Here is a 25,662-nt window from a genome sequence, read left to right on the forward strand (position 1 = left end):
TTAAACCCTAATTTTTTAATGATTGGCAAAAGTACAGCTTATAACCTAAAACAAGAAATATTAACTTTTATAATATATGTTTTAACTTCTAATTAACAAGACTCTTCGGGCTTCAAAGTTACATTTGAGGTCTGAACTAAAATTTCTCCTATAGACTAAAAAATACCTATGAGCTTTAAGCTAATTCTAGCATCCTTCTCTATTGCATTGATACTGGGATGTTCTTCAGACAATAAACACTCAAAAACGGGCACTTACATAGGCGGGGAAATTGTAAACCCAACTTCAAATTATATCATTTTAAGAAAAGATGATCTAATAATCGACACTATTGAGCTTGATCAAAACAATAGATTTTCTTATAAAGTAAAATCAGTTCAAAAAGGGCTTTACAATATTTTTCACAATGAGCAACAACTTATTTATCTAGAACCGGGAGATAGTTTACTCTTGCGCGTAAATACTTATGAATTTGACGAGACTCTAACCTTTGGCGGTTTTGGGGAAGCTGAAAATAATTTATTAATTCAATTTTTCCTTCAGAATGAGGAAGAGAATGATTTAATGATTCGAGGAGATGTTTATCAAACAGACCCCGAAACTTTCAATCAAAATATTCTAAAACTGAAGCAGGAGCGTGAGCAGATTTTAGCGAGCTTTTTAGAGAAAAACGAAGTAAGCTCAGAATTTATAAAAATTGCTGAAGCGATTATTAAATATGATTTCTGCGCGCGTAAAGAAGTATACCCAACTTCTCATTTTGGAGATGATCGCTTAACGTATATGGATTCTCTACCAGTGAGCTTTTATGATTGTAGAAAAGAAGCAGACTTTAATGAGGAATCCCTTTTAAGTTTATTTTCTTATCAGCGCTTCTTAATTAATTACTTCAACCAGGCTGCTTATAGACTGTATTATAAATCTGAACCTTACAATCCGCAATCGTTTACGCACAATCTTCATAAATTACGTCTCATTGAAACCAAGATAAAGAATGAGCAAGTTGAGAGTTTTTTACTTACCCGTACTATTAAAGATTATCTAGCTAATAGTAATGATAAAAAAGGTGGTGAGACTCTTTACGATATGTATATGGAGCGTATAGCATCTGAAAATGATAAAAAAGAAATTAAAGCGCTATACGAGGCTAATAAAAATATTGAAACCGGAAAACGTATTCCAGAAGAATTGGTAATTAACTCAAAACAAGATACTATTAGCCTAAGAAGCCTTATTAGAAAACCTACTTTCGTTTTCTTCTGGTCAAACGCTAAAAAACCACAAGCTAAACGGTCTCAAGCTCTCGCTAAATCACTAATAGAGAAATACCCTGAATACACATATTTAGCCATTAATGTAAACGATAATTATCAAGATTGGATAGACACTTCAAAACGTTATGATTTTGATTTGACTAAACAAATACAATTTGCAGATCGCTATAAGGAAATTGCAGATGATTTAGCGATTAATTCGCTTCTTAAAACTTTTATATTAGACCGAAAGGGTTTTATTATAAATGCACACGCCAACTTATACAGTTCTAATTTTGAAAATGAACTTTTAGAAGGTCTCAACAAATAAAAAATCCAGGATTTAAAATAAATATCTTAACAAAAAAATCCTGCTCGATGAGCAGGATTTTTTTGTTTATATTAAAAACTATATTCCTAGTTTCCTTTATTATAATCTGCTAAAAATTTCTCTAAACCACTATCAGTAAGTGGGTGTTTCAGTAATCCTTCAATTGCAGAAAGAGGTCCTGTCATTACATCAGATCCTAATTTAGCACAATCAATAACGTGCATTGTGTGACGTACAGAAGCTGCTAAAATTTGAGTTTCAAAAGCATAGTTATCATAGACCAAACGTATATCTGCTATTAAGCCTAAACCATCTGTAGATATATCGTCTAAACGACCTATAAACGGAGACACATACGTTGCTCCTGCTTTTGCAGCCAATAATGCCTGACCCACAGAAAATACAAGTGTACAGTTTGTACGTATTCCTTTATCGCTAAAATATTTTAAAGCCTTAACACCATCCTTAATCATAGGAATCTTTACAACGATTTGCTCGTGCAAAGCGGCTAACTCTTCACCTTCTTTAATCATACCTTCAAGATCTGTTGAGATCACTTCGGCACTTACATCACCATCAACAAGGTTACATATATCTACATAATGCTTTAAAATATTATCTCTACCCTTAATGCCTTCTTTAGCCATCAATGATGGGTTTGTAGTTACACCGTCAAGAACTCCTAATTCCTGGGCATCCTTAATCTGATCAAGGTTTGCTGTATCAATAAAAAATTTCATGTAAAGATTTTTGAATTATCAATTAGTTTCAATTTCAAATTTAAGCAATTAAAACGTCATTCATTGTAAAGAAAAGTTATTATACAGAGCGCTTTAAGCACTTAAACTATATTAACCCCCAACTTAAAGTTTATAGTGATTGAGAAGCAATCGCTCATAGATTTTACCGGGTAGAATACCTTTTAAAAACACCGAAAACTTTTGCATAAATGCACCTACTTTATAGTTTACATCAGGATCTGGAGTATTCATAATTTTATATATAACTTCTCCCATAAGTTGAGGATTCATTCCTTGATCAACGTGTTCATCCATCAATGCAAGTGACTTTCCGTAGTTCTCTGCATAGGCAGAGTCTGTAGATAAAGGTGCATGATATCTTCCGGAAGCTATATTAGTAGCAAAATCTCCCGGAGCTACATTACAAAGCTTTATATTAAACTCTTTCAGCTCCATACGTAGGGCTTCGGTTGTTAAACCTAATGCACCTTTTGTAGCAGAATATGCGCTTCGGTACGGCAAACCCATAAAGCCGGCAATTGAAGTTACATTTAGTATAAGACCAGACCTGTTTGCACGCATAGACGGCAAAACTTCTTTAATGAGCGCGAGTGGCCCAAAGTAATTGGTTTCAAAAATAGATTTGAGTTCTTCTTCAGGGATTTCCTCTAATGGCCCGGTTATACCCTTACCTGCATTATTAATTAGAACATCTATTTTGTCTTCCTTTTCAAGAATATAAGAAACAGCATTTTTTATAGTAGTACGATTTGTAACATCAAGAGCGACAAAGTGAACTCCATTTTCTATAGGCTGTTTAGGAGACCTGCTGGTACCATAAACTTTGTATCCTTTAGTAACGAGATAATGTGCTGTAGATTTTCCAATTCCGGAAGAGGCTCCTGTGATCAAGACAACTTGAGACATAGTAAAATTTTAGAGCGGGAAAAATACGTAAATATAAGGCATAAAAAAAGGCAAGCTACCTACATCACACCGCTACGACCATCTACCCTTGCTGCGTTCCCGCCCTGGGGGAGTTCAACAGGAGCTGGTTGTGTAGGACTTGCCAGCTGCAAATATACAGTAATAGTATAGCAAACCAAACGTTTTTTAAACTGAATTTAATGATTTAACTTGGTCTCAAAATTTAAGTCCTTATGCGCATTTATAACCTTCTCGTTATCTTTGTTTTATCTGCTATCGTAACTTCTTGCGGTAACGGAAAAGATCTTGGTAAAAGTTTCTCTCTAGTCTTAGACAAGCCCTCAGAAACTCTAATTAACGGCGAAATGCTAAATATTAGCCTCAAATCTAAAGGTGATATTGAGATAGATTCTGTCTCCTATTATATAGACGATGTTAAACTGGGACAGAAAAAAGACACCTCTCCACTGCAAACTGAAATCAATAATTCTAAACTAGGCACTAAGGTTCTAAAAGCTGAACTATTTGCAGGAGGTAAATCTGCGATTATCAACACAACGCTAACTTTTGTTTCTAGTGAAGCTCCTTCTTTATACACTTATGAGATAATAAATACCTATCCTCATAACACGGAGTCTTACACACAGGGACTAGAGTTTCATAACGATACTTTATATGAGAGCGTGGGTGAATATGGGCATTCTGCCTTACTAAAAACAGATTTAGCTACAGGTACTATTCTAAATCGTATAGATCTTGATAAGTCTTTTTTCGCCGAAGGATTAACTATTATAAATTCGAAAATAATACAACTTACCTGGCAATCTAATCAGGGTTTTATTTACGATCTCAATACCTTTAAAAAGGAAGGTTCTTTTCAATATTCTAAAAGTAAAGAAGGCTGGGGTCTTTGTAATGACGGTCAAAAAATCTATAAATCTGATGGTACCGAAAAAATATGGATTCTAGATTCTAAAACACTTGCTGAACAGGATTATATACAAGTTGTAGACTCTAAAAAAGTGCGTTCAAAGTTTAACGAGTTAGAATGGGTTGATGGTAAAATTTACGCAAACAGCTATCAGTTTGACAGTATTTCAATTATAAATCCTGAGACGGGTGCTATTGAAGGTGTGGTTGATTTACGCCCTTTAAAGAAAGAAATTAATACGATTAAAGACACCGGTAACGAAGTACTTAATGGTATTGCCTACAATAAAAACACCAATAAACTTTATGTAACAGGTAAACATTGGGACAAGGTTTTTGAAATACGCATACTTAAGAAATAAGTACGGCTTTGAAAAAACTAGTATATTCTTTTATCATTTTTCTTACCGTAATTCTCGTAAGTTCTTGCCGTGAAGATTTTGAAGCTACCTTAAGTAATGGAGCATTAGAATTTTCTAGAGATACCATTTTTCTAGATACTGTTTTTTCAAATATAGCAAGTAGCACTTATAGATTTAAGGTTTATAACAGGTCTACAAATCTTATTACAATCCCACAAGTAGTCCTGGCACAAGGAGAAAATTCTGCTTACAGATTAAATATAGATGGTCGTGCGGGTAAAACATTTCAAAATGTTGAACTCCTACCTAAAGACAGCGTATTTATTTTTATTGAGATCACAGCAGATGCAGCACTTCAGAATACAAATCAGTTTTTATATACAGACCAAATACAATTTGACAGTGGTGCTAATTTGCAAAAAATAGAATTAGTAACACTTATACAAGATGCTGTTTTTTTATTTCCGAATCGTAACACTCAGGGCATAAAAGAAACACTCAATCTTGGAACAAACGCTGCTGGCGAATCTGTAGAAATTGAAGGTTTTATTTTAGACGATGAGCAGCTTACCTTCACTAATGAGAAACCCTATGTGATTTACGGCTACGCCGGAATTGCAGCAGGAAAAACCCTTACCATAAACCCCGGAGCGCGTTTACATTTTCATCAAAATAGTGGTATTATACTCGCAAATAATGCACGTATAGAAGCAAATGGATTGCTAAGTGAAGATCAGACATTATTAGAAAATGAAATCATTCTCGAGGGTGATCGCCTCGAACCCCAATTTGCTAATATCCCCGGTCAGTGGGGAACGATCTGGTTTACACCAGGCAGTACCGGTAAATTAAATTATACCACTATAAAGAATAATACTTTTGGACTTCTAGCCGAAGGACCTTCTGTAACGACTACCGCAGCGGTTACACTCACTAATACTCAAATTTATAATACAGCACTCGTAGGAGTTTACGGTTTGAACGGATCTGTTCTAGGTGAAAATCTGGTCGTAGGTAACTCTGGGATTTCTAATCTATGGCTGCGGCTGGGTGGCGATTACACATTTATGCATAGTACGTTTGCAAACTATTGGACGCAAAGTTTTAGAAATACGCCTGCAGTACAAATTGATAATTTTTTAGAAACGGAAGCTGAACTACAAACTGCAGATCTTACTAAAGCCTATTTCACAAACTGTATTATTTACGGCAATAAATCTGAAGAATTAAGTCTTAGCCGGGTGGTTGCAGCGGGATTCAATTTTAAATTTGAGAATTGTTTAATTCGGTTTGATGATCAATTTAATGATTTTGCAGATGTAGCCGAATACGATTTTACAAATGAAGCTTTCTATAAAGATATCGTGCGAAGTGAGAATCCACTTTTTAGAAACACCTTGCGCAACGATTACCGAATAGATCTAACTTCGCCAGCAAAAAACATTGGCGACCCACAAGCCTCGCAACAAGTTCCTCTAGATATCTTAGGGATTTCCCGTGCCGCAAGCAGCGATGCAGGAGCCTACCAAACCACTACTTTTGAATAAATTTATATGATGAGAAAGAATAGCATTACTAAAATTTCAGCTTTACTCCTATTCCTTCTCTCTTTTGCTATAACTCATAAAGTTAAAGCTCAGAATCCTCCTGAGTTAAAAGCTACTGGAGATCAAGAGTATTGCCCGCTATCAACTATTCCTATTGTCACAAATTTCTCGTTAACTAATCCTTCTGGCAATGTAGTGCGTGCAGTGTATATTCAAATTTCATTCGGATATCAACGTGGAAGTGACTTTCTAGAACTTCCTCCAAATCCTAACCTCTCAACTAATTTTGATATTGCTACCGGAAAACTTACTCTTGCTTTTAATCCCGCAGTTTCTACAACAGAAATTGAAGATGCAGTTAAGGCGGTAACCTATAGAAGTAACTCTGCCACCGTATCTGGTGAACGCATATTTTCAATTACTATAGGTCAGGCAAATTACCTCCCATCTACGGGCCATTATTATATGTTTATACCCTCAAATTTAATCACGTGGCAAGATGCACGTGTTGCGGCAGAAAATTCTAGATATTATGGCTTACAAGGATACCTCGCAACTTTAACCTCTAGGGAAGAAGCTATTCTTTGTGGAGAACAATCGCAAGGCTCTGGGTGGATAGGTGGCACAGATGAACAAACCGAAGGTGTGTGGAAATGGGTTACCGGTCCCGAAGCCGCAAATGGCGGACTAATATTTTGGAATGGTAAAGCAGATGGTAATACTCCTAATTTTGCTTTCTGGAATACAAATGAACCCAACGACGCTAATGGCGGTGAGGATTATGCGCACATTACAGCTCCTAACATAGGCACTCCCGGTGCCTGGAATGACTTGCGTACTACAGGAGAACAAAATACTGATTATCAAGCAAAAGGATATATTGTAGAATATGGCGGAATGCCGGGAGATCCTAAACTAAATATCGCCGTTGACACGCGTATTTTTATTCCGGAGATCACCGCAACAACAGGAGATACGCGTTGTGGTCCCGGAGTAGTTACTTTGAGTGCAACATCAAATGGAACTACACTTAACTGGTACACCGCTGCCTCAGGAGGTACTCCCGTTTTTACTGGTGATACCTATACTCCAACAATTACGTCGACTCAGGATTTTTATGTTGCAGCAGAAGCTGCGGGTTGCCTAAGGGGTAAACGAACTTCAGTACGCGCGGTTATGCTAGATGATGTAGTAGCCGCAAATCAAATTACATTCACAAATTGTGATGAAGATGGTACTCCTGATGGTTTTACGAACTTTAATCTGGAGGAAGCAATTCCCTTTATAACTTCAGACTTAAATACCACAGTTACATTCTACAGCAATTCGGCTGATGCAGATTTAGATTCAAATTCTATTCGAGCAAGACCTTATAATAATAGAAACGGTCAGACCGTTTTTGCGCGTACCACTGCAGCGAGCGGCTGCTACAAAGTAACTCGTATTGATCTGGCGGTTTCTGTAACAAGCCTACCTACAGGATATGAAGAACAACTAGACACTTGTGATACTGATGGTACTGTAGATGGATTCGCAACTTTTGACCTTACTCAGGCGACAAACCGAATTAGTACGCAGTTTCCAACAGGAAGAAATTTTGTAGTTAGCTATTTTAGAACTGAAGAAGATGCGTTGCTCGAGCAAAATGAAATTTTACCACAAAATGCATATAAAAACGAAATCTCAGATCAGCAGGTTTTGTTTGCTCGTGTAGAAGATAACACGCAGGGATCATGTTATGCTATTGGACCTTATGTAAGGCTAAATGTAGAACCTATACCTGTATTTGAGTTAGCAGATTTAGGAAGCATATGCGTAACCGATCCTAATTTTACATTGCAAACAATAAATGCACAGGACGTTTATACTTATGAATGGCGCGATCAAAATAATACATTAGTAGGTACTAATCCCGAACTGGTAATAACATCACCGGGCACCTATACTGTTACTGCGCAAACTCTCTTTGGTTGTAATTCTGAAGTTAAGGAAATTACAGTCATAGCTTCTGAATCAGCAACGTTAACCCGAGACAATATAGCAGTTACAACTTTAGACGGGCAGACTAGTTTAAGTATTGTAAACGTATCTGCCCTAGGAGCCGGTGACTATGAGTATACCTTAGATGAAGCTTTAGGACCCTATCAGGATTCTCCTGTTTTTGAGCAGGTTTCTCCGGGTTTAAGAACACTTTATATTCGTGATAAAAACGGATGTGGTATAAGTAGTATTCAGATTCCTGTACTGGGATTTGCAAAATTCTTCACCCCTAACAATGACGGCTATCACGATACATGGACTCCTCTGGGTCTAAGCAAAACTGAATATAGTGCAGTAACGATATATATCTATGATCGTTTCGGTAAACTTTTAAAATCAATTTATGGTTTTGATAATGGCTGGGATGGTACCACGCGTGGAGTTGCATTGCCTTCAAGCGATTATTGGTACACAGTTACACTTACAGATATTAACGGGGTTATTTCAGAATTTAAAGGTCATATGACGCTAAAAAGATAGTTTCCTGTTCTACAAAATCTTTAAGAAACTAATAGTCAAGACTTCTACAATTCATTGATTAAAAAAGATGGAAATAATCTGACAGATAGATTTTAAGTGTTAATTTTTTCTTAATTTTTAAGTTTCAGATTTTTGAAACTCTGCGGTTCTCTTCTTTAAACATTTGGTTTTACACTTGTAAAAAGCTTTTATTGATTTATAAGCTAATTTTTAACAAAATAAGTGTTAAATCAACAATCAAATTCTAAGCTTAACTACATAAAATACACTCTGAAAAACACCCTTTTAGACTAAAATATTCATTCTTTAGATTAACTACACACTTATCGTTATTTGTAAATCGCTAAGTATCAATTAATCTATTTTTGAGGCTATCTGAGTCAATAATGCGACAGTTTCTAATAAAAAGCGTAGCATAATTTACCTTTTAAAAAACATTTAAAAATAGATCCCTATAAAGAAAAAATTACGCCTTGATGAAAAAATCGGTATTTATTCTTTTATTGCTAATTGTACAATTAGTAACTGCTCAAAAATCTAGTCATATGGATGGGCAGGTAAATATTTCATTAGAAAATGAAACCATAGACGGTGTTTACACACTCACCAATTTACCTGTAAATACGCAGACCCTTTCTTTTAAACTTAATGAACACATTAAAGTAAAAACCATTGAGCTTGATGGTGATCGTATCGCGTCGAGTAAAGTACCACAAAACTGCGAAGACTGTCTCATATATACTGTAATTGTAGGCTGCGAGGTAGTAATTACACCACAGTCTCAATTGAGAATTACTACCGAGGGGAAATTTAAAAAAATTGATGATTCTAAAGACATTAAGAAATATAAAGGTGAGTTAGTTTACTCCAATGGTGTTTTGCGTGCAGGAGAAAATAACAAATGGTATCCTGAGGTTATGAAGCGTAATAGTAATTCTGCAAAATATCTTGACCCCTTTAATTATACCTATGCCATTACTGCTAACTGTGACGACTGTGAAAATCTTTATATAGGTAAAGGTGAACCTAAACCAAGCGGATCTACATTTGAAAACAAGCAGGTTGAAGGCGGAATAATTTTACTAGCCGGAAATTTAAATTTTCAGAAGGGTAAATATGCAAATTACATAAACGTAGATGCACAGGATATCCCTAAACTTGAAGAGCGCTTTGCAAAAACTCGTGGCTTTTTAGAAGATATTACTAAGGTAAATGATCCTGATGGTAAAATTGTTTACGCGCAGGTTTCTTCTCCTATCTACGGAAGTGAAAGTGTTTATAACACCATTTTAAATACAACAAAAAACGTAAATCCTAACAAGATAGATATTACTATTGAAGAAGATGAAGCCTACTACTTTTTAGCAAATGCATTTAAGCCAGAAGATAAACTGGACAAAATGCTGTTGCAATCTTTAGCAAAGTATGTTAAGCTAAAATATATTGAAGAAAGTAACCCACAACATTATGCCACCGTGTCTACCTATGTTCAAGGTCAGGCTGTTGATATAGATAAACGAAAAGCAGGATTAAACGATCAACCACAACTACAAGCTCTATTAATTACACCAGAACAGTTTCTTGATATGGAAAACGAATTGGGTAAAGAAAAAATGGCTGCCTTTATTCAGGATGTATTTAAAAATTTACGTTCGGGTAAAAAAAGTATGCAGGTACTTGTAGACAGTATGAATGCTATTGAAAACCGTACCGACTATCTTGACAAAATGGAACGCGACTTTTTAACACAATTCGAAATGCGTGCCGTAGCGCCTGAAGGTATCGAAGTATTAACTGGTCTTGAATAGACACTAAAATTTTATGAAAATTGTAAAAAAGCACTCAGCACTTATGTTTGAGTGCTTTTTAACATTTAAAGATATTCAAATTTTTAATTAAGGTTTCTTCTACTTATCCTTAAGTAAGGTTTAATTACTTTAATGGAGTTCTTATCTTTAAATCATATGAATTCAAAACTAAAGTCTTTTGGCTAAAACAACCTATACCCACAAAATCCCTGTAAAAGCGCTCATCTTTGATATGGATGGAACGATGATCGACAACATGATGATTCATCACCGTGCCTGGCAAAAAAAACTTAAAGATTTAGGTTTAGAGATGTCACTTGAGGAAGTGAAGCGAGATATTCACGGGGTTAATAACGAGATTATACGCAGACTATTTGGGAATCGCTTTTCAGAAAAAGAAATCGCACAAATTGCGTGGGATAAGGAAGCCGCATACCGGGAGATTTATGTTGAAGATATAACGATGTTACCTGGTTTACAGGAATTTTTAGATGCTGCAAAGGCATTAAAAATACCTATGGGCATAGGTACAGCAGCACCTAAAGAAAATGCAGAATTTGCAATTGAAGCTTTATCACTACAACCCTATTTTAAAACTGTTGTTCACAGTGATATGGTACAACGCGGCAAGCCAGACCCACAGGTATTTGAGATGGTTGCAGAGCATCTTAATATTAAACTTTCAGAGAGTCTCATTTTTGAAGACAGTCCTACCGGGGCAAAAGCTGCCGCAAATGGTAATTCAAAATCAATTATTTTGACCACTACACATTCAGCGTCAGAATTTTCTACCATACCAGCCATTCAGCATTTTATGCCTGATTATACTCATATTAAGCTTTCTAAGGGAATTAGAGATTTATTCTATATTGAATACTAAAAAGTTGATTTAGATTGTTAGAATTAAGCTAAAATTTAACAATGTAGTTAATTCACATACCGCAAAAGTGTATTTTTAAAATCTTTAAAATCAAAATCCTTTATGAAAAAAATAATGTGGATGACCGGTGTATTGGCAAGTGTATTGCTCGTTAAATGCGGTCCAAAAATGAATGAAAATACAAAAGGCACCTCTTCTGAAACTTCTATGACCGATGTTGATCCTATGCCATTTGCAAATAGCATCACAGCAGACGAACTTAAAGAAATGCTTTATGTGTACGCTTCAGATGAGTTTGAAGGTCGCAATACCGGTGAGCCAGGTCAGAAAAAGGCGGTAGCCTATTTAAAAGAATATTATGAAAATCAAGAAATAGCGTCAGCTTTAGATAGCACCTATTTTCAAACAGTACCTGAAAGCTTTTTTAGAGCCGGCAGTGGCATAAAAGCTTCAGAAAACGTAGTTGCTTATATAAAAGGAAGTACTAAGCCAGATGAGTATATAATAATTTCGGCACACTTAGACCACGTGGGCGTAAGCGATACCGGTGAGGTTTTTAATGGTGCAGATGATGATGGTTCTGGTACAGTAGGACTTTTAGAAATCGCCGAAGCCTTTAATGAAGCTGTAAAAGCAGGATATACTCCACAACGCTCAATTGTATTTTTACATGTTACTGCAGAAGAGAAAGGCTTATACGGTTCTCGTTATTATGCAGAAAACCCAATATTCCCTATTGCTAATACGGTAGCAGACCTTAATATAGATATGATAGGCCGTGTTGACGATGCACACAAAGACAACGAGAATTACATTTATTTAATAGGTTCAGATAAATTGAGTACTGAGTTAGACAGCATTTCTACTGCTGTAAATAACAAGTATATGAATATTGATCTTGATTACACCTATAATGATGAAAACGATCCAAATCGTTTTTACTACCGTTCAGATCATTACAATTTCGCTAAACAAGGTGTACCTATAATTTTCTATTTTAATGGGGTTCACGCAGATTACCATAAAGTATCTGATACGCCAGATAAAATTAACTACCCCATGCTTGCAAAAAGAAGTCAGTTGGTATTTTTAACCGCCTGGGAACTTGCCAATCGTGCCGACCGTATTGTGGTTGATAAAAAATAATTTTTGCGCTACGCGAAAACTTCAAAGCTCCTTAACTTTTTAAGGAGCTTTTTTTATATACAAATAACTTGTAAGACTGTACCGTGTCAAGAATTTACACATCCTTTAACACTACCCGTTTAGAGAGCTACTTACTTTTGTTACTTAAAGCCAACTTTAATCATTATGAGTACCGAAACGACAAAAACACAAAAAGTATTTAGAATACTTTTGGGAAGTTTAATGACACTTGCGGGTGTGGGCCATCTTACTTTTCAGCGAGATGAATTTCAGGCTCAAGTGCCTAATTGGCTACCCACAGAACCTGCATTTATAGACTTTGTAGTATTGGCTTCCGGGGTGGTAGAAATACTTTTTGGTCTGTCTATGATTTTCTTAGTGAGGCATAAAGTCAAAGTAGGACTGGCTTTGGCGCTCTTTTACGTCTTAATATTCCCCGGTAATATCTCACAATATACAAATGGCATAGATGCTTTTGGACTTGATACAGACGGCAAACGTTTTATACGTTTGTTTTTTCAACCGGTACTAATTCTTTGGGCACTTTGGTCTACAGGTGCATTAAAGTCTTTATTAAAAAAAGGAACTAAGTAGTCTCAATAACTGTTTTGCTTGCTCAAAATATCAACAGATTTTGAAGTATCAAATTTAAATCTAGAAAATTAAGACACGTTCTTTAGAGTTTACTTTTCGCTCCTAAAATTCCTTATAAATAATTTCAACAGATAGATATATCAATCAAATTTAAATCTATATTTAACTCCTATAAACCCTATAGGAATTATAGATATTAAATTGAAATGATAAATAGTAAAATCTGTTTTTTTACGTACAGCTTTTTGCTGGCATTTAGCACATTTCTAAATGCACAGAAAACGATAGATCATCAGCAGCTGCTCTGGACCGGTTATTCTTTAAAATTAAAAATTAATGAATCCTACCAGCTACGGCAAGAAATAGAAGAGCGCACTTACTGGTTTCCGTGGAGACAGCACCAGTTTATAGCACGTACTATGGCAGAACGCAAACTTTCAAAAGGGTGGAGTGCTGCTGCAGGTTTAGCCTATTTAGAACAAACTTCACCTCAAGATCCCACAATAAAATCATACACTACGACTGCCGAATTAAGACCGCTCGCAGAGCTCGCTTATGCTCAGGAGTTGGGTGCAAAACTATCTTTAAATCATCGTTATTGGGGCGAATTTCGGTTTTTTGAACAACCCGATGGTTCTTTTGACTTCGGTAATATACGGGCCAGATATAAGCTGGAACTTCGCTATGCTCCCACTGCGCAACTCACCTTTAAAGCCTTTGACGAGATTCACTTAAATATAGGTAATAACATCGTTCAAAATGTTTTTGATCAAAATCGATATGGCACCAGTGCCCAATATATGTTTATTGAAAATCTAGGCATAGAGTTGGGCTATTTTAACTGGTTTCAGCAACGGGCTTCGGGTACAGATTTTTACAACCGCAACATCATACGCCTCACCATTCATCATAAATTAAAGCTCAAGAGTTAATATGTCTAATCTGGTTCATATACTTACCATTCCCTTTTTACTGGCGATGTTTCTGGCTATCAATATGGGCGGTAGCGGTACAGCTCCGGCTTTTTCTGCAGCCTATGGTGCAAACGTCATAAAGCGCTCTATAATACCGGGACTATTTGGTATTATGGTTATAACTGGTGCACTTCTAGCCGGTAAGGAAGTGTCGCTAACACTGGGTAACGGCTTGCTTGAGCAAAGTTATTTTACGCCGTTTAATACGTCCGTAATTTTATTTTCGGTAGGCTTGTCTATTTTTATATCCAATCTATTAGGTGTACCACAATCTACGAGTCAGGCAACGGTACTTTCAATAGCCGGTGCAGCCACCGCACTTGACGGTTTAAATACATATAAGCTTTTTTATGAGGTTATTCCGGCCTGGATTATTCTACCACTTGTTGCTTTTCTTATAATGCTCATCCTTTCAAAATATATTTTTCCACAGTTAAAAAAACGAGTAGTTACAGCAAACTATGCGCATTTAGGAAAGCATAAAGCTTTAAAGGTTATGCTTGTTATGTCTTCTCTTTATGTGGCTTTTTCTATAGGTGCAAATAATGTTGCTAATGCCGCAGCTCCTATTGCTTCTCTTACGGCTAACGAAATTGGTGAAGAGGCCATTCAAAACTTTTTACCTATAATTATTCTTTCGGTATTAATTGTTGCGCCTTGTTTTGCAATAGGTAGTTCATTACTAGGCCATAAAGCCACAGAAAAAACCGGGAAAGGTATTGTAGAAGTGAGTCCGTTTTACGCTACAATAATTGCCATGCTCGTTGCCAGTTTATTACTAACAGCATCTGTTACAAAGGGGATTCCTACCTCACTCGTTCAACTTAACGGTGCTGCATTTATCGCCTTAAGCATTAGTAAAAATGGCCTTAAAGAGACCTTTAAAAACAAAACGGTAAAACGCTTTTTTACGGTTTGGAGTATCGCTCCTGTATTTGCTTTTATTTTAACTTACCTACTTATCACCTACATCTAGACACAAAAACTTTATACCTACTGCGGAATAGAAAAACAGTTCAATATAATTTTCTACATTTAAGGAGAAGTTTTCAGTATTCAAAAATTCTATTAGGAGTCAAGTCCAATTATTGAAACTTCAATACTTAATTGCACCACATGGAAAACTGGATTGAAGAAAAACTTGTCTTAATAAGTGATACGGTTAAATTAATTCCGTTAGAGAAAACACACCGTGATGGACTTTTAAAAGCAGCTTCAGACGGAAAATTGTGGGAGTTATGGTATACTTCTGTTCCTTCGGCAACTAATATAGATGCTTACATTGAAACTGCGCTAAATCAAAAAGCACAAGGTCTTGAATACCCATTTACGGTATTTGATGTGAATACAGACACTATCATAGGCTGCACCCGTTTTTACACCTTACAGCCCGAACATCGCCGACTTGAAATAGGGTATACCTGGTATGCCCAAAGTTATCAGCGTACCGGCATAAATACACATTGTAAATATCTTTTATTGCAGTATGCCTTTGAACAATTAAACTGTATAGCTGTACAAATTGTGACTAACTGGTTTAATCTAAAATCACGGGAAGCTATTGCGCGATTAGGTGCTAAGCAAGATGGTATTTTACGCAATCATCGCATAAACGATGACGGCAGTTTCCGGGATACTGTAGTATTTTCTATTACAGAAACCGAATGGATGAGTGTCAAGAAAACTCTAAACTACAAAATGGCATACTATTCTTAGTTTAATGTAACAGCTAAAATTGCAGCTCTACAAACAATTAATAAAAGCTTTTGTCACATCACGCTTAAAAACTACTTAATCGCTCAAATTCCTTAAATTAAGTTTTAATACAACAAGACTTTCCGCAGAAAAACATCCTGAATTTTAGGTTTTATACAAAATTTAACGCCCATAACGCTAGATTTTACGAGGTATCTAATATTTTTAAAGGGTGTATTAAAATAAGGATCTAGAATGCATTCAAAATGTTATTCAAAACTTCTGTTGATTTTGTAAATCACCCGTTTCTTCCCCATTTCAAAATACATTTAATCAAAAAAAAAAAAACTATGAAAGACATTAGTAATCCTGAAGGTCTCGAGCAATGCCCATTTCGCGGTACACGTGTAGGAGGCGCTTTAGGAACAGCACCACAAATTGATGACTGGTGGCCCAACCGCTTACAAGTAGAATTATTACATCAGGAACAACCTGTTGCAAATCCGTTAAGCGATGAGAGCTACAAAGAAGCTTTTAATAAGATAGACTTACAACAGCTTAAGGCAGATATTAAAGAGCTCCTGGTCACTTCTAAAGATTGGTGGCCTGCAGACTACAACAATTACGGTCCGCAGATGATACGCATGGCCTGGCACTCTGCCGGTACCTACCGTATTGCAGACGGTCGTGGTGGTGCAGCCCAAGCGATGCAACGCTTTGCACCTATTAGCTCCTGGTGGGATAACGGAAATATAGATAAGTCCCGTCGTCTTATCTGGCCTATAAAAAAGAAATATGGCGCATCACTTTCCTGGGCAGACCTAATTGTATTAACGGGTAATTGTGCCTTAGAAATTATGAACTTCCCAACCTTTGGCTTTGCTGGCGGTCGTCGCGATGCCTGGGAACCCGATCGCAGTACCTATTGGGGACCAGAATTTTGGGATGGTAAGCGAGTAAATGAAGTTCCTAAAAGCACAGATCATTTAGGTCATCCTGATGAGATGGTAAGTGAAAAATTACGTTGGGTAGGTGGTCCTAAAGATGCATATCACGATTTAGAAAATCCGTTAGCGGCAACGCACTCTAACTTAATATATGTAAATCCTGAAGGGCCGGGCGGAAATATGGACCCTATGGATTCTGCACGTAACATTCGCGAGTCGTTTAAACGCATGGCGATGAATGATGAAGAAACGGTAGCCTTAATTGCAGGTGGTCACGCTTTTGGTAAAAGTCATGGCGCAGTACCTGCAGATAAAATAGGCGCAGCGCCAGAAGCAGCACCTTTACATCAGCAAGGTTTTGGATGGCACAATCCCGTAGGTAATGGTAACGGTGCCGATACTTCTACAAATGGTATTGAGGGATCGTGGACGCCCAACCCTACAAACTGGGACAACACGTATCTTACTAATCTCTTTGCTTTTGACTGGAAGCAAGTAAAAAGCCCTGCAGGCGCAGGACAATGGACACCTATAGACCCAAGTGCTCCCAAAACACCAGATGCCCATATACCGGGCAAGATGGACGATTTAATGATGATGACGTCTGATATCGCATTAAAAGTAGACCCTGCTTATCGTGAGGTTGGTGAAAAGTTTTTAAATGACTTTGACTATTTTACAAATGCTTTTTCTAAAGCCTGGTATAAATTAACGCACCGTGATATGGGACCAAAAGACCGTTATTTAGGTCCTGAAGTTCCTGAGCAGGATATGATCTGGCAAGATCCTACCCCAAAACGTGATTATGACCTTATTGATGCTGCTGATGTTGCGACATTAAAGCAATCTATTCTAAATAGCGGTCTTAGCATCTCGGCATTAGTAAATGCTGCGTGGTCTTCTGCTGCAATTTATCGCCATAGTGATAAACGTGGAGGCGCAAACGGTGCTCGTATTGCTTTAGAACCTCAGAATAATTGGGACCTAAATCGCCCTGCAGAACTTAATCAGGTTTTAAACACGCTAAAAGACATAAAAGCCAACTTTAAAAATATGCAGAGCGGAAACAAACAAGTTTCTCTTGCAGATTTAGTAGTTCTGGGTGGTTGTGTTGCTGTTAAAAAAGCAGCGCAGGATGCTGGTTTTGAAGTAGAAGTTCCTTTTACTGCCGGTCGTACCGATGCAACACCAGAACAAACTGATGTAGAAAGCTTTGACTGGTTAAAACCTGTTTCTGACGGTTTTAAAAATTATCATAATGACAAGGTAGGTTATAAAGTTGAAGCCGAACGTATTTTCTTAGATCGTGCTCAACTTCTATCTTTATCTGCTCCAGAATGGACCGTACTTGTAGGTGGACTGCGTGTTTTAGATCAGAATTTTGATTATTCTAAGCACGGGGTATTTACAGAGCGTCCCGGCCAATTGACTAATGATTTCTTTCAAGTGCTTACCAGTATGGATTATGAGTGGAAACCTCAAAATGAGGAAGAAACTTTGTTTAATGTAAACGACCGCACTACCGGAATGACTAAATACACCGCAACCCGCTGTGATTTAATATTTGGTTCTAATCCGCAACTGCGTAACCTGGCTGAAGTTTACGCTGCAGATGATGCACAAGAGCGTTTTGTACACGACTTTATAGCTGCCTGGGATAAAGTGATGATGCTAGACCGTTATGACGTTAAAGACGAGTAGAAATTAGACGTTAGAATATATAAAATGCCCGATTGCTGCATAAGCTCTCGGGCATTTTTTATGGGGTTTATGTAAAAAAATGCAGAAATTATTTATACAAATGAATTTAATTTTAAAAAGAATTTCAACGGATATTTAGATTGAAAATAACTTGATTTATTAAGATTTGAATAATTATATTCGTTAGTAATCAATCAACTAACAATGAATAAAAAATCAAATAATTATTGCACCACAGCAGCACTATTCTTTACTCTTTTTTGCAGTATGCAATTGCTTTCACAAAAACAAGGAAGATTTCTGGATGTCTCTATAGGATTAGGTATAACTGCCCCAATGGACGAAAGTGAAACCGGCAATGAAGATTTTATAAGTACCGGGTTTTATGCACAGGGAGAATATGTAATGGGTCTTAAAACCTGGTTTAGTTTACGCCCCTATGCCGGCATTATTTTAACCACAGATAGAAATAGCTCTGAATATGCAGATGCACCTAATTATGAAGTAACCTCAAATGCTTTTTTGCTAGGTGGTAAAGCGCGCTTAGTTGCACCCATCCCGTGGGTTGCTCCTTACGTCGAGTTAGGTGTGGGACTTTCTGCAGGATCGTTTAAAACCTTCACTCCATTTTCCTCTCTTGATAAAAAAGGCGTTTTTGTACACATCCCGGTTACGCTGGGTCTTGCTCTGGGACCTCAAAACAATGTAGATCTTGAGTTTACCTACTACTTCCACCCTGCTTTAGAACAATTCTCGGGTGCAGCGGCTGTGGGGCTTACAGTTCCTATAAACTGGTAAATTCTAATATGTTTGATTATAGATAAGCGTAAAAGAAGCTTTTAGAATTTATATATCTTTAAGAATTAGTATAAGAAAAATCAATGAATAATCTAATGTAATAGAAAAATCCGAATAAGTATAATGGCTTATTATTAATTGAAAAAACCTTGAATTTACTTAAAGCTTTGGAATTTGTTGCAATCAATAAAGAACTTGACCAGCTTTTACAACCAGCGACAGAATTATTGAACAAAAAATCGGAAGAAGAAAAAAAAATTAAAGAGATCGAATCTTGTATTAAAGCAATAAAGATATAATTTAAGATGATATTGGAAAAATCTACTCTAAACTTAAATGCGCATCCTCAAAATGTGTAATCTTTTGCTATCTTTTTGAATTTCCACTTCGCAACGGGTGTGGCATTTAGAAAATTAGTTGATGAGCCTTAGCTCAATAAAGGAAAGAAAGTAGACAATATTTTAAAAGCTTCGTAAAATAGGATCTTCCTTATATCCTAAACCAGCAACTTCAATTCAACACCTATACAAACGAAAAAATCCCCACGTTTCCGTGAGGATTTTTACTTCCGGGTGGAAGATCGGTCTCGAACCGACGACCTCCTGAACCACAATCAGGCGCTCTAACCAACTGAGCTACAACCACCATTTAAAAACATAATTCGCTAGCGATTTATGCGGGTGCAAATGTAAAGCAAATACCTATTATGAGCAATACATTATAATAAAAATTTTAAATCAAATCAAAAATTGAGTCTACAGCTGCGTAACGTTCTACTGTAAAGCCCTCTGCATACTCAGTTCCTATTAATCTTCCCAGATCTTGCGCACGGTATCGTATGCTTTCCTGAAAATTCTTACTGCTTATCGGCGTATTGTCTTCTCCTGCCTTAGGATCGTAAAACTGTGACCCATACGCCATCACAGATTGCATCTTAATATCTATAAACCCGGTAATATCTACAACTATGTCGGGTTTTAAGTTTTTCCACTGAATGTAATGATACACATGTTTGGGTCTCCATGCCTCCTGTAGCTGCCCGTCTATATGTGTTTCAATTTTTTTGAGTCCACTTAAAAAACACGCATCACTGGTGAGTTTACTGCCTTTACCGTGATCGATATGACGGTCGTCTATGGCATTGCATAACACAATTTCGGGTTTGTACTTGCGTATAATTTCAATAATACGCAATTGCGACTCTTTGTCATTTACAAAAAACCCGTCTGCCAATCCTATGTTTTCGCGTACGCTTAAACCTAAAATTGCTGCTGCGGCTGCTGCCTCCTGATCACGTATTTCTGCAGAACCACGTGTTCCAAGTTCGCCTCTGGTTAAATCTAAAACGCCACACTTTTTACCGCGACTTATTTCTTTTGCCAGTACGCCCGCACAGGATAATTCTACATCATCGGGGTGAGCGCCAATAGCTAATATATCTAATTTCAATACGTTGTTTTTTTATAAGGTAATTAAGTCGTAAAAACCTATTTAAACTAACTCGGGGCTTTAGTTGTTTAGAGTTAGTCGTTCACTATTTAGCGTAGCTATTTAGTTTACAATATTACTTTTAAACCTACTGTCTCAACTTTTATCAATTACACTTGACTCAAAATATAATCTTTGACGTTAAACCTATTAATAAAAGTGCAAAACAGTTAAATACTAAAATTCAAACTATCCTTAACTACTTTTTCTAATGCTTGTTCTAAATCTGCGATTAGATCTTCCTTGTCTTCTATCCCCACCGAAAATCGTAACAAACCATCATTAATACCTTGATGCTTGCGCTCTTCTGCACTCAACAAAGCGTGTGAGGTTTGTGTAGGTGATAAAATAGTAGACTCTACCCCAGCAAGACTCATAGAAGGTTTAATAAGTTTTAATTCCTTTAGAAAGGCTGCTGTATCTAATTCTTCAGACAGTTCAAAAGATAACATTCCCCCAAAACCGCTCATTTGAGATTTTGCCAACTCATAGTCTGGATGCGACTTTAAACCCGGATAATAAACGGCCTGTATTTCCTCTTTTTTATCTAACCATTTCGCTAGCTTCTTCGCATTTTTATTCTGTTGCTTCACTCGTAATACTAGTGTTTTTAAACTGCGTTCAAGCATCCACACGCTAAAGTCGCTCAAGCTACCACCCAGATTTTTGGCTTTATGCCAGATCTGCTCCATATGTGCATTAGATGCAGCTACCGCGCCCGCAAGAATATCACTATGACCACCCATATATTTAGTAGCACTGTGTAAAATAATATCTATACCGTATTGCGCTGGATTTTGATTTACAGGTGAAGCAAATGTGTTATCAATCATAGTTACGATACCCTTAGATTTTGCAACCTCTGCAATCATTTGCATATCGGTAATGGTCATTAATGGGTTTGAAGGCGTCTCAATATATAAGACCTTAGTATTTGCCTGAATGGCTTTTTCAAAATCTTCACGAGCCAAACCATCTGTAAAGGTGTATTCAATACCCATTTTTGAAAACTCCTCTTCTACCAGATTAAAGGTACCGCCATACAGTGTTTTTTGTAAAACAATATGATCGCCGGCATTTAAAAACGCCAATAAAGCAGTACTTACCGCAGCCATACCACTACCAAAAATCATCCCAGCTTCAGTACCTTCTAAAGCGGCTATTTTTTTGTCGAGCATTTCCTGGTTAGGAGTATTAAAATATCGCGGATAGCGCTTTACTTCAACATCTTCATAAGCATATGAAGTTGACATATATATAGGCGAAATAGCCCCTTTAAACTGGGTATCTTCCACTTCACCCACGTGGGTGCAAATTGTATTTTTTCCGAATTTAGAATTGGTCATGCAACTTAATTTTAATGAGCATCTAATTTACAAAAAGCAGGAGTAAAATGACGTTAAGGCTTTATAAAATGGAAGCCAAAGGCTTAAAATAAATACACAATCTGTTTTACCTTTACCGTTCACTTTAAGATGATTCTTTTGATTTTTGACACTTACAAACCGCAATATGCTACTGCTTTTGAAGCCCTTAATCTCAACTGGCTTGAACAATTTTTTGTAGTAGAACCGCACGACAAAGAGGTTTTAAGCGACCCTTCAAAATTTATTATACAAACCGGTGGCGATATTCTGGTTGCTAAGCACGAAGATAAGGTTGTGGGCGTCGTAGCATTAATGCCCGATGAAAACGGCCTATTTGAACTTACAAAAATGGCTGTAGATGCTCAGTTACGCGGTCAAAAAATAGGACAGCAATTGTTACAATTTACCCTTGATTTTGCGCGTAAAAAAGGATTAGAAACCCTTATACTCTACTCTAACCGCAAACTGGAAAATGCAATTTACCTGTATCGTAAATTCGGTTTTATAGAGATTCCTTTAGAACAACCCAATCCTTATTTACGGGCAGATATAAAAATGCAAATCAAGCTTTAAGCTTTACAATTTCTTTAGTACGTTTTCATTATTTTTCTTAGTTTCTTTGTTCTTCTAAAACTAAAAAAATTGAAAATGAGAACATTAGTACTAACAGCGTTAACAGCTACGCTTCTATTCAGCTGTAAAAATGAAAATAAATCAGAACGTTCTTCAGAACTTGAAGAGACTGCAATGGTTTCAGACTCAACTGTGGTAGAAGCAACATTTAACATCACTCCTATTGAACATGCAACTGCAGTTTTTGATTTTGGCGATGCGGTATTTTACATCGACCCTGTAGGTGGTGCGGCAGCTTTTGAAGGTCAGCCAAAACCTAATGTAATTCTCGTTACAGACATTCACGGAGATCACTTAAATGAAGAAACTTTAAATGCGGTAGCAGATTCTGCAACCACGATTTTTGCACCTCAAGCCGTTGTAGATGCTTTAAAAACAGATCTTAAAAACAAAGTAACGGTTATCGCAAATGATGAAGTTAAAAGCTGGGATGGTTATGAGCTTACTGCAATACCTATGTACAACCTAAGAGAAGAAGCAAAACAATTTCACACTAAAGGTCGTGGTAATGGTTATGTGATCGAAAAAGATGGGATGCGTGTGTATTTTTCTGGCGATACAGAAGATATTCCCGAGATGCGTAATCTTAAAGATATTGACAAAGCCTTTGTATGTATGAATTTACCTTATACTATGACCGTAGATCGCGCTGCCGATGGTGTAATTGCTTTCGCTCCTAAACAAGTGTATCCTTATCATTTTAGAGGTCAGGACGGCTTAAGTGATACCGATAAATTTAAGAGCTTAGTAAATGCTGCAGGCATTGATACCGAAGTAATTATGCTAGACTGGTACCCAAACAAAACAGAATAATCAATTTTAACGCTTAAAAATCCCGATACCTTCGTATTGGGATTTTTTTTGCTTTTCACTCAAAGTTTACAATAGACTCGAGAAATACATTAATTTTAGATTTCGCTTAAGCGGAAATTCAACACTAATTTACATCTGTTTATGAAATCTATAGTACTTGCTCTAAGTCTGTTCAGCATTATATCCTGTAAAAACACCGAAACAAAAACCGAAACTTCAATGACCCAATCTACAGCAAACGAAGAAGAAATCACCTCGTTTTACATAGGCACCTATACAGATGGAGCAAGTAAAGGTATTTACAAATTAGCATTAAAAGAAGACGGGAGCTTTACAGAACCAGTTCTTGCTGCTGAAGTATCAAATCCTTCATTTATAAGCTTCAATAAAAACAAAAATGTATTGCTGGCTGTTAATGAAAATGATCCCGGTACGATTGAATCCTTTCAGGTTAAAGCCGATACGCTATTGCAATTAAATCAAAGTCAAACCGGCGGAGCGCACCCGTGTTTTGTAGTTACAAATGATCAGGATTATGTTTTGGTCGCTAATTACACAGGCGGTAATGTAGGATTACTGAAACTGAAGGAAGACGGTAGTTTAAGCGAGTTACTAGATGTACAGCAACACGAAGGCAAAGGCACCACAGATCGTCAGGAAGGCCCGCACGCGCATTCTGCCTGGTTTATTCCCGATGGTAGCGGCATTATTTCGGTAGATTTAGGAACTAACCAACTGTGGTTTTCTTCAGTCAATACTGAAACTAATAAACTGGAACCTGTAACCATTCAGAAACTAAACTTTGAAGAAGGAGCAGGTCCGCGTCATTTGGTTTTTCATCCAACAAAAAACTTCGTTTACGTGTTGAACGAACTTAATAATACCATAAGTCAGATTGAAACCCTAAACGGAAATTACAGTATTGTCAGCTCGACTTCAATCCTTCCGGAAGATTTTACCGACTTTACTAAAGCGGCAGACATTCACATTTCTCAGGATGGTAAGTTTGTCTATGCTTCTAATCGCGGTCACGACAGCATTTCTATTTTAGAGGTTCAGGAAGATGGAAGCTTAAAACTTGTGGCTAACGAGCCTACAAAAGGTAAAGATCCGCGTAATTTTCAAATCACTCCAGATGAGAAATACATAATAGTAGCCAATCAAAACGGTAATAATCTGGTTTCTTACAAACGAGATTCTATAACCGGTCTGCTAACCTATGTTGCTCAGGTAACCGCTCCTGCTCCTGTTTGTATTTTGTTTGAGTAATTGAGCAAAAAGAATATAAATTATAAGTATTTAATACTTTAGGCTATACATAAACACCCAACTATTTCAATACAATTTATGAAAAAACTATTCTTATTTCTAGTCGTCAGCTACTCCTTTAATTTATGTGCTCAAACAAATAATCTTGACGGAATGTGTTTTAAAGTTTTAAAAAAAGACACTTACAATCATTGCTTACAAAGCGGGTCTGATGCTGCCATACATTTGTTTGATGTACTTCCTAAAATTAGAGATTACAAATATACAGGTGATGCTAATTATAATAATCCGAATAACAGCAACACTATATTTTATCCTTCTTATCAAAATACCGCACAAAAATATGAGCTCAAACAATATATAAAAGTAGACCAGGGTAATTCTGAAATGATTGTTACTATCACAGATTTAGATCTTGCAGATATTAAAGGTAAACAAGAATTTACAGAATCTATTGAGGGTATGAAGAAGCGTTTTAAGGAACGTGGTATTGAGATACCTGCTGAAATGGAAAATGTTTCTTATACCGCTAACAGGTTGCAATTAATAAATAGTTTTAAAACGATGTTTAACGTGGCTAAACAGTTAAATACAGATTATTTACCTGCGGAAGGTGTGGGAATGATGACCGTGAATTTAGACAACTTTGAAAATGCTTATGTGGTATATAAAGACTTAGAAAAAGAAGCGAATTTTAGTGCTTCTTATGCTGATAGGTATCTGTTTACAATTCAAATTAAAAATGTAAATAAATATAATTCCTGCAATACATTAATGGCATATTTATCTCCATATCTCGCAGAAGTAGCATTAGGATCACTAGATCGAAATATTTATTTTAAGTAATCTCAATTATTTTATATACGTATTGTGGTCGCATTAAAATGACAAAAAAAAGCACCCTTCTGAAAAAAATCAGAAGGGTGCTTTTTTTGTTAG

21 protein-coding genes, 1 tRNA gene and 1 other RNA gene are annotated in these 25,662 nt (G+C 36.6%); 17 read left to right on the top strand and 6 right to left on the bottom strand.

Translation table 11 applies throughout. From position 1 onward, the window contains the following. Positions 1-168: 168 nt before the first annotated feature. A complete protein-coding gene (locus tag ACIGAM_RS15490) occupies positions 169-1,584 on the top strand; it encodes a TlpA family protein disulfide reductase (protein WP_396512381.1) in 1,416 nt (471 codons plus the stop codon). Between the two features lie 86 nt (positions 1,585-1,670). On the opposite strand, the gene fsa is transcribed toward ACIGAM_RS15490, so the two are convergent. The 3 genes from fsa to ffs all read right to left on the bottom strand — a co-directional run bounded on the left by fsa (position 1,671) and on the right by ffs (position 3,396). Next, a complete protein-coding gene (fsa, locus tag ACIGAM_RS15495; RefSeq protein ID WP_396512382.1) occupies positions 1,671-2,324 on the bottom strand; it encodes a fructose-6-phosphate aldolase in 654 nt (217 codons plus the stop codon). A 123-nt stretch (positions 2,325-2,447) separates the two neighbouring features. Then, positions 2,448-3,251: an SDR family oxidoreductase gene (locus tag ACIGAM_RS15500; RefSeq protein WP_396512383.1), complete on the bottom strand. Its 804-nt coding sequence runs from the start codon at positions 3,249-3,251 to the stop codon at positions 2,448-2,450. Positions 3,252-3,296: 45 nt separating this feature from the next. Further along, an RNA gene (gene ffs, locus ACIGAM_RS15505) (signal recognition particle sRNA small type) lies at positions 3,297-3,396 on the bottom strand. 88 nt (positions 3,397-3,484) lie between these two features. Here ffs and ACIGAM_RS15510 point away from each other — a divergent pair. The 12 genes from ACIGAM_RS15510 (at position 3,485) to ACIGAM_RS15565 (ending at position 19,153) form a co-directional block, all read left to right on the top strand. Next, complete coding sequence (locus ACIGAM_RS15510) at positions 3,485-4,543, top strand: glutaminyl-peptide cyclotransferase (protein ID WP_396512384.1); 1,059 nt, start codon at positions 3,485-3,487, stop codon at positions 4,541-4,543. 8 nt (positions 4,544-4,551) lie between these two features. Then, on the top strand, positions 4,552-6,090 hold the full coding sequence (locus tag ACIGAM_RS15515; protein ID WP_396512385.1) for a hypothetical protein: 1,539 nt from the start codon (positions 4,552-4,554) through the stop codon (positions 6,088-6,090). 6 nt (positions 6,091-6,096) lie between these two features. Next, positions 6,097-8,610, top strand: coding sequence for a T9SS type B sorting domain-containing protein (locus ACIGAM_RS15520; RefSeq protein ID WP_396512386.1), 2,514 nt, complete (start codon positions 6,097-6,099; stop codon positions 8,608-8,610). Between the two features lie 476 nt (positions 8,611-9,086). Further along, on the top strand, positions 9,087-10,418 hold the full coding sequence (locus ACIGAM_RS15525) for a hypothetical protein (RefSeq protein ID WP_396512387.1): 1,332 nt from the start codon (positions 9,087-9,089) through the stop codon (positions 10,416-10,418). Positions 10,419-10,596: 178 nt separating this feature from the next. Next, positions 10,597-11,298 carry an HAD family hydrolase gene (locus ACIGAM_RS15530; RefSeq protein ID WP_396512388.1) on the top strand — a complete coding sequence of 234 codons (702 nt, stop codon included), beginning with the start codon at positions 10,597-10,599 and terminating at the stop codon, positions 11,296-11,298. 102 nt (positions 11,299-11,400) lie between these two features. Beyond that, a complete protein-coding gene (locus ACIGAM_RS15535; RefSeq protein WP_396512389.1) occupies positions 11,401-12,444 on the top strand; it encodes a M28 family metallopeptidase in 1,044 nt (347 codons plus the stop codon). Positions 12,445-12,609: 165 nt separating this feature from the next. Then, entirely contained in the window at positions 12,610-13,038 is a 429-nt protein-coding gene (locus ACIGAM_RS15540) for a MauE/DoxX family redox-associated membrane protein (RefSeq protein WP_396512390.1), read from the top strand. 206 nt (positions 13,039-13,244) lie between these two features. Then, positions 13,245-13,970 (top strand): DUF2490 domain-containing protein, encoded by a 726-nt coding sequence (locus tag ACIGAM_RS15545; protein ID WP_396512391.1) that lies wholly within the window; start codon positions 13,245-13,247, stop codon positions 13,968-13,970. Position 13,971: 1 nt separating this feature from the next. Continuing rightward, complete coding sequence (locus tag ACIGAM_RS15550; RefSeq protein ID WP_396512392.1) at positions 13,972-14,988, top strand: anion permease; 1,017 nt, start codon at positions 13,972-13,974, stop codon at positions 14,986-14,988. Positions 14,989-15,128: 140 nt separating this feature from the next. Then, on the top strand, positions 15,129-15,728 hold the full coding sequence (locus ACIGAM_RS15555) for a GNAT family N-acetyltransferase (protein ID WP_396512393.1): 600 nt from the start codon (positions 15,129-15,131) through the stop codon (positions 15,726-15,728). Between the two features lie 329 nt (positions 15,729-16,057). Further along, entirely contained in the window at positions 16,058-18,355 is a 2,298-nt protein-coding gene (gene katG, locus ACIGAM_RS15560) for a catalase/peroxidase HPI (protein ID WP_396512394.1), read from the top strand. 204 nt (positions 18,356-18,559) lie between these two features. Then, positions 18,560-19,153, top strand: a complete 594-nt coding sequence (locus ACIGAM_RS15565) for an outer membrane beta-barrel protein (RefSeq protein ID WP_396512395.1) — start codon at positions 18,560-18,562, stop codon at positions 19,151-19,153. Positions 19,154-19,723: 570 nt separating this feature from the next. On the opposite strand, the gene ACIGAM_RS15570 is transcribed toward ACIGAM_RS15565, so the two are convergent. From ACIGAM_RS15570 to ACIGAM_RS15580, 3 genes are all read right to left on the bottom strand, one after another. Further along, a tRNA-His gene (locus ACIGAM_RS15570) sits at positions 19,724-19,799 on the bottom strand. Between the two features lie 86 nt (positions 19,800-19,885). Further along, complete coding sequence (gene bshB1, locus ACIGAM_RS15575) at positions 19,886-20,602, bottom strand: bacillithiol biosynthesis deacetylase BshB1 (RefSeq protein WP_396512396.1); 717 nt, start codon at positions 20,600-20,602, stop codon at positions 19,886-19,888. A 209-nt stretch (positions 20,603-20,811) separates the two neighbouring features. Next, complete coding sequence (locus ACIGAM_RS15580) at positions 20,812-21,987, bottom strand: trans-sulfuration enzyme family protein (RefSeq protein ID WP_396512397.1); 1,176 nt, start codon at positions 21,985-21,987, stop codon at positions 20,812-20,814. Positions 21,988-22,116: 129 nt separating this feature from the next. On the opposite strand from ACIGAM_RS15580, the gene ACIGAM_RS15585 reads away from it, so the two are divergent. From ACIGAM_RS15585 to ACIGAM_RS15600, 4 genes are all read left to right on the top strand, one after another. Then, positions 22,117-22,581 carry a GNAT family N-acetyltransferase gene (locus tag ACIGAM_RS15585; RefSeq protein ID WP_396512398.1) on the top strand — a complete coding sequence of 155 codons (465 nt, stop codon included), beginning with the start codon at positions 22,117-22,119 and terminating at the stop codon, positions 22,579-22,581. A gap of 75 nt (positions 22,582-22,656) precedes the next feature. After that, entirely contained in the window at positions 22,657-23,454 is a 798-nt protein-coding gene (locus tag ACIGAM_RS15590) for an MBL fold metallo-hydrolase (protein WP_396512399.1), read from the top strand. Between the two features lie 141 nt (positions 23,455-23,595). Beyond that, positions 23,596-24,723: a lactonase family protein gene (locus ACIGAM_RS15595; RefSeq protein WP_396512400.1), complete on the top strand. Its 1,128-nt coding sequence runs from the start codon at positions 23,596-23,598 to the stop codon at positions 24,721-24,723. Positions 24,724-24,801: 78 nt separating this feature from the next. After that, positions 24,802-25,569 (top strand): hypothetical protein, encoded by a 768-nt coding sequence (locus ACIGAM_RS15600; RefSeq protein ID WP_396512401.1) that lies wholly within the window; start codon positions 24,802-24,804, stop codon positions 25,567-25,569. Positions 25,570-25,662: the final 93 nt, after the last annotated feature.

The organism is Leeuwenhoekiella sp. NPDC079379 (assembly GCF_044542075.1).
Classification (GTDB): Bacteria; Bacteroidota; Bacteroidia; order Flavobacteriales; family Flavobacteriaceae; genus Leeuwenhoekiella.

Coding starts and splice junctions, on each gene's coding strand:
- ACIGAM_RS15490 (WP_396512381.1), top strand. CDS start 169: ATGAGCTTTAAGCTAATTCTAGCATCCTTCTCTATTGCATTGATACTG.
- fsa (WP_396512382.1), bottom strand. CDS start 2,324: ATGAAATTTTTTATTGATACAGCAAACCTTGATCAGATTAAGGATGCC.
- ACIGAM_RS15500 (WP_396512383.1), bottom strand. CDS start 3,251: ATGTCTCAAGTTGTCTTGATCACAGGAGCCTCTTCCGGAATTGGAAAA.
- ACIGAM_RS15510 (WP_396512384.1), top strand. CDS start 3,485: ATGCGCATTTATAACCTTCTCGTTATCTTTGTTTTATCTGCTATCGTA.
- ACIGAM_RS15520 (WP_396512386.1), top strand. CDS start 6,097: ATGATGAGAAAGAATAGCATTACTAAAATTTCAGCTTTACTCCTATTC.
- ACIGAM_RS15525 (WP_396512387.1), top strand. CDS start 9,087: ATGAAAAAATCGGTATTTATTCTTTTATTGCTAATTGTACAATTAGTA.
- ACIGAM_RS15535 (WP_396512389.1), top strand. CDS start 11,401: ATGAAAAAAATAATGTGGATGACCGGTGTATTGGCAAGTGTATTGCTC.
- ACIGAM_RS15540 (WP_396512390.1), top strand. CDS start 12,610: ATGAGTACCGAAACGACAAAAACACAAAAAGTATTTAGAATACTTTTG.
- ACIGAM_RS15545 (WP_396512391.1), top strand. CDS start 13,245: ATGATAAATAGTAAAATCTGTTTTTTTACGTACAGCTTTTTGCTGGCA.
- ACIGAM_RS15550 (WP_396512392.1), top strand. CDS start 13,972: ATGTCTAATCTGGTTCATATACTTACCATTCCCTTTTTACTGGCGATG.
- ACIGAM_RS15555 (WP_396512393.1), top strand. CDS start 15,129: ATGGAAAACTGGATTGAAGAAAAACTTGTCTTAATAAGTGATACGGTT.
- katG (WP_396512394.1), top strand. CDS start 16,058: ATGAAAGACATTAGTAATCCTGAAGGTCTCGAGCAATGCCCATTTCGC.
- ACIGAM_RS15565 (WP_396512395.1), top strand. CDS start 18,560: ATGAATAAAAAATCAAATAATTATTGCACCACAGCAGCACTATTCTTT.
- ACIGAM_RS15580 (WP_396512397.1), bottom strand. CDS start 21,987: ATGACCAATTCTAAATTCGGAAAAAATACAATTTGCACCCACGTGGGT.
- ACIGAM_RS15585 (WP_396512398.1), top strand. CDS start 22,117: ATGATTCTTTTGATTTTTGACACTTACAAACCGCAATATGCTACTGCT.
- ACIGAM_RS15590 (WP_396512399.1), top strand. CDS start 22,657: ATGAGAACATTAGTACTAACAGCGTTAACAGCTACGCTTCTATTCAGC.
- ACIGAM_RS15595 (WP_396512400.1), top strand. CDS start 23,596: ATGAAATCTATAGTACTTGCTCTAAGTCTGTTCAGCATTATATCCTGT.
- ACIGAM_RS15600 (WP_396512401.1), top strand. CDS start 24,802: ATGAAAAAACTATTCTTATTTCTAGTCGTCAGCTACTCCTTTAATTTA.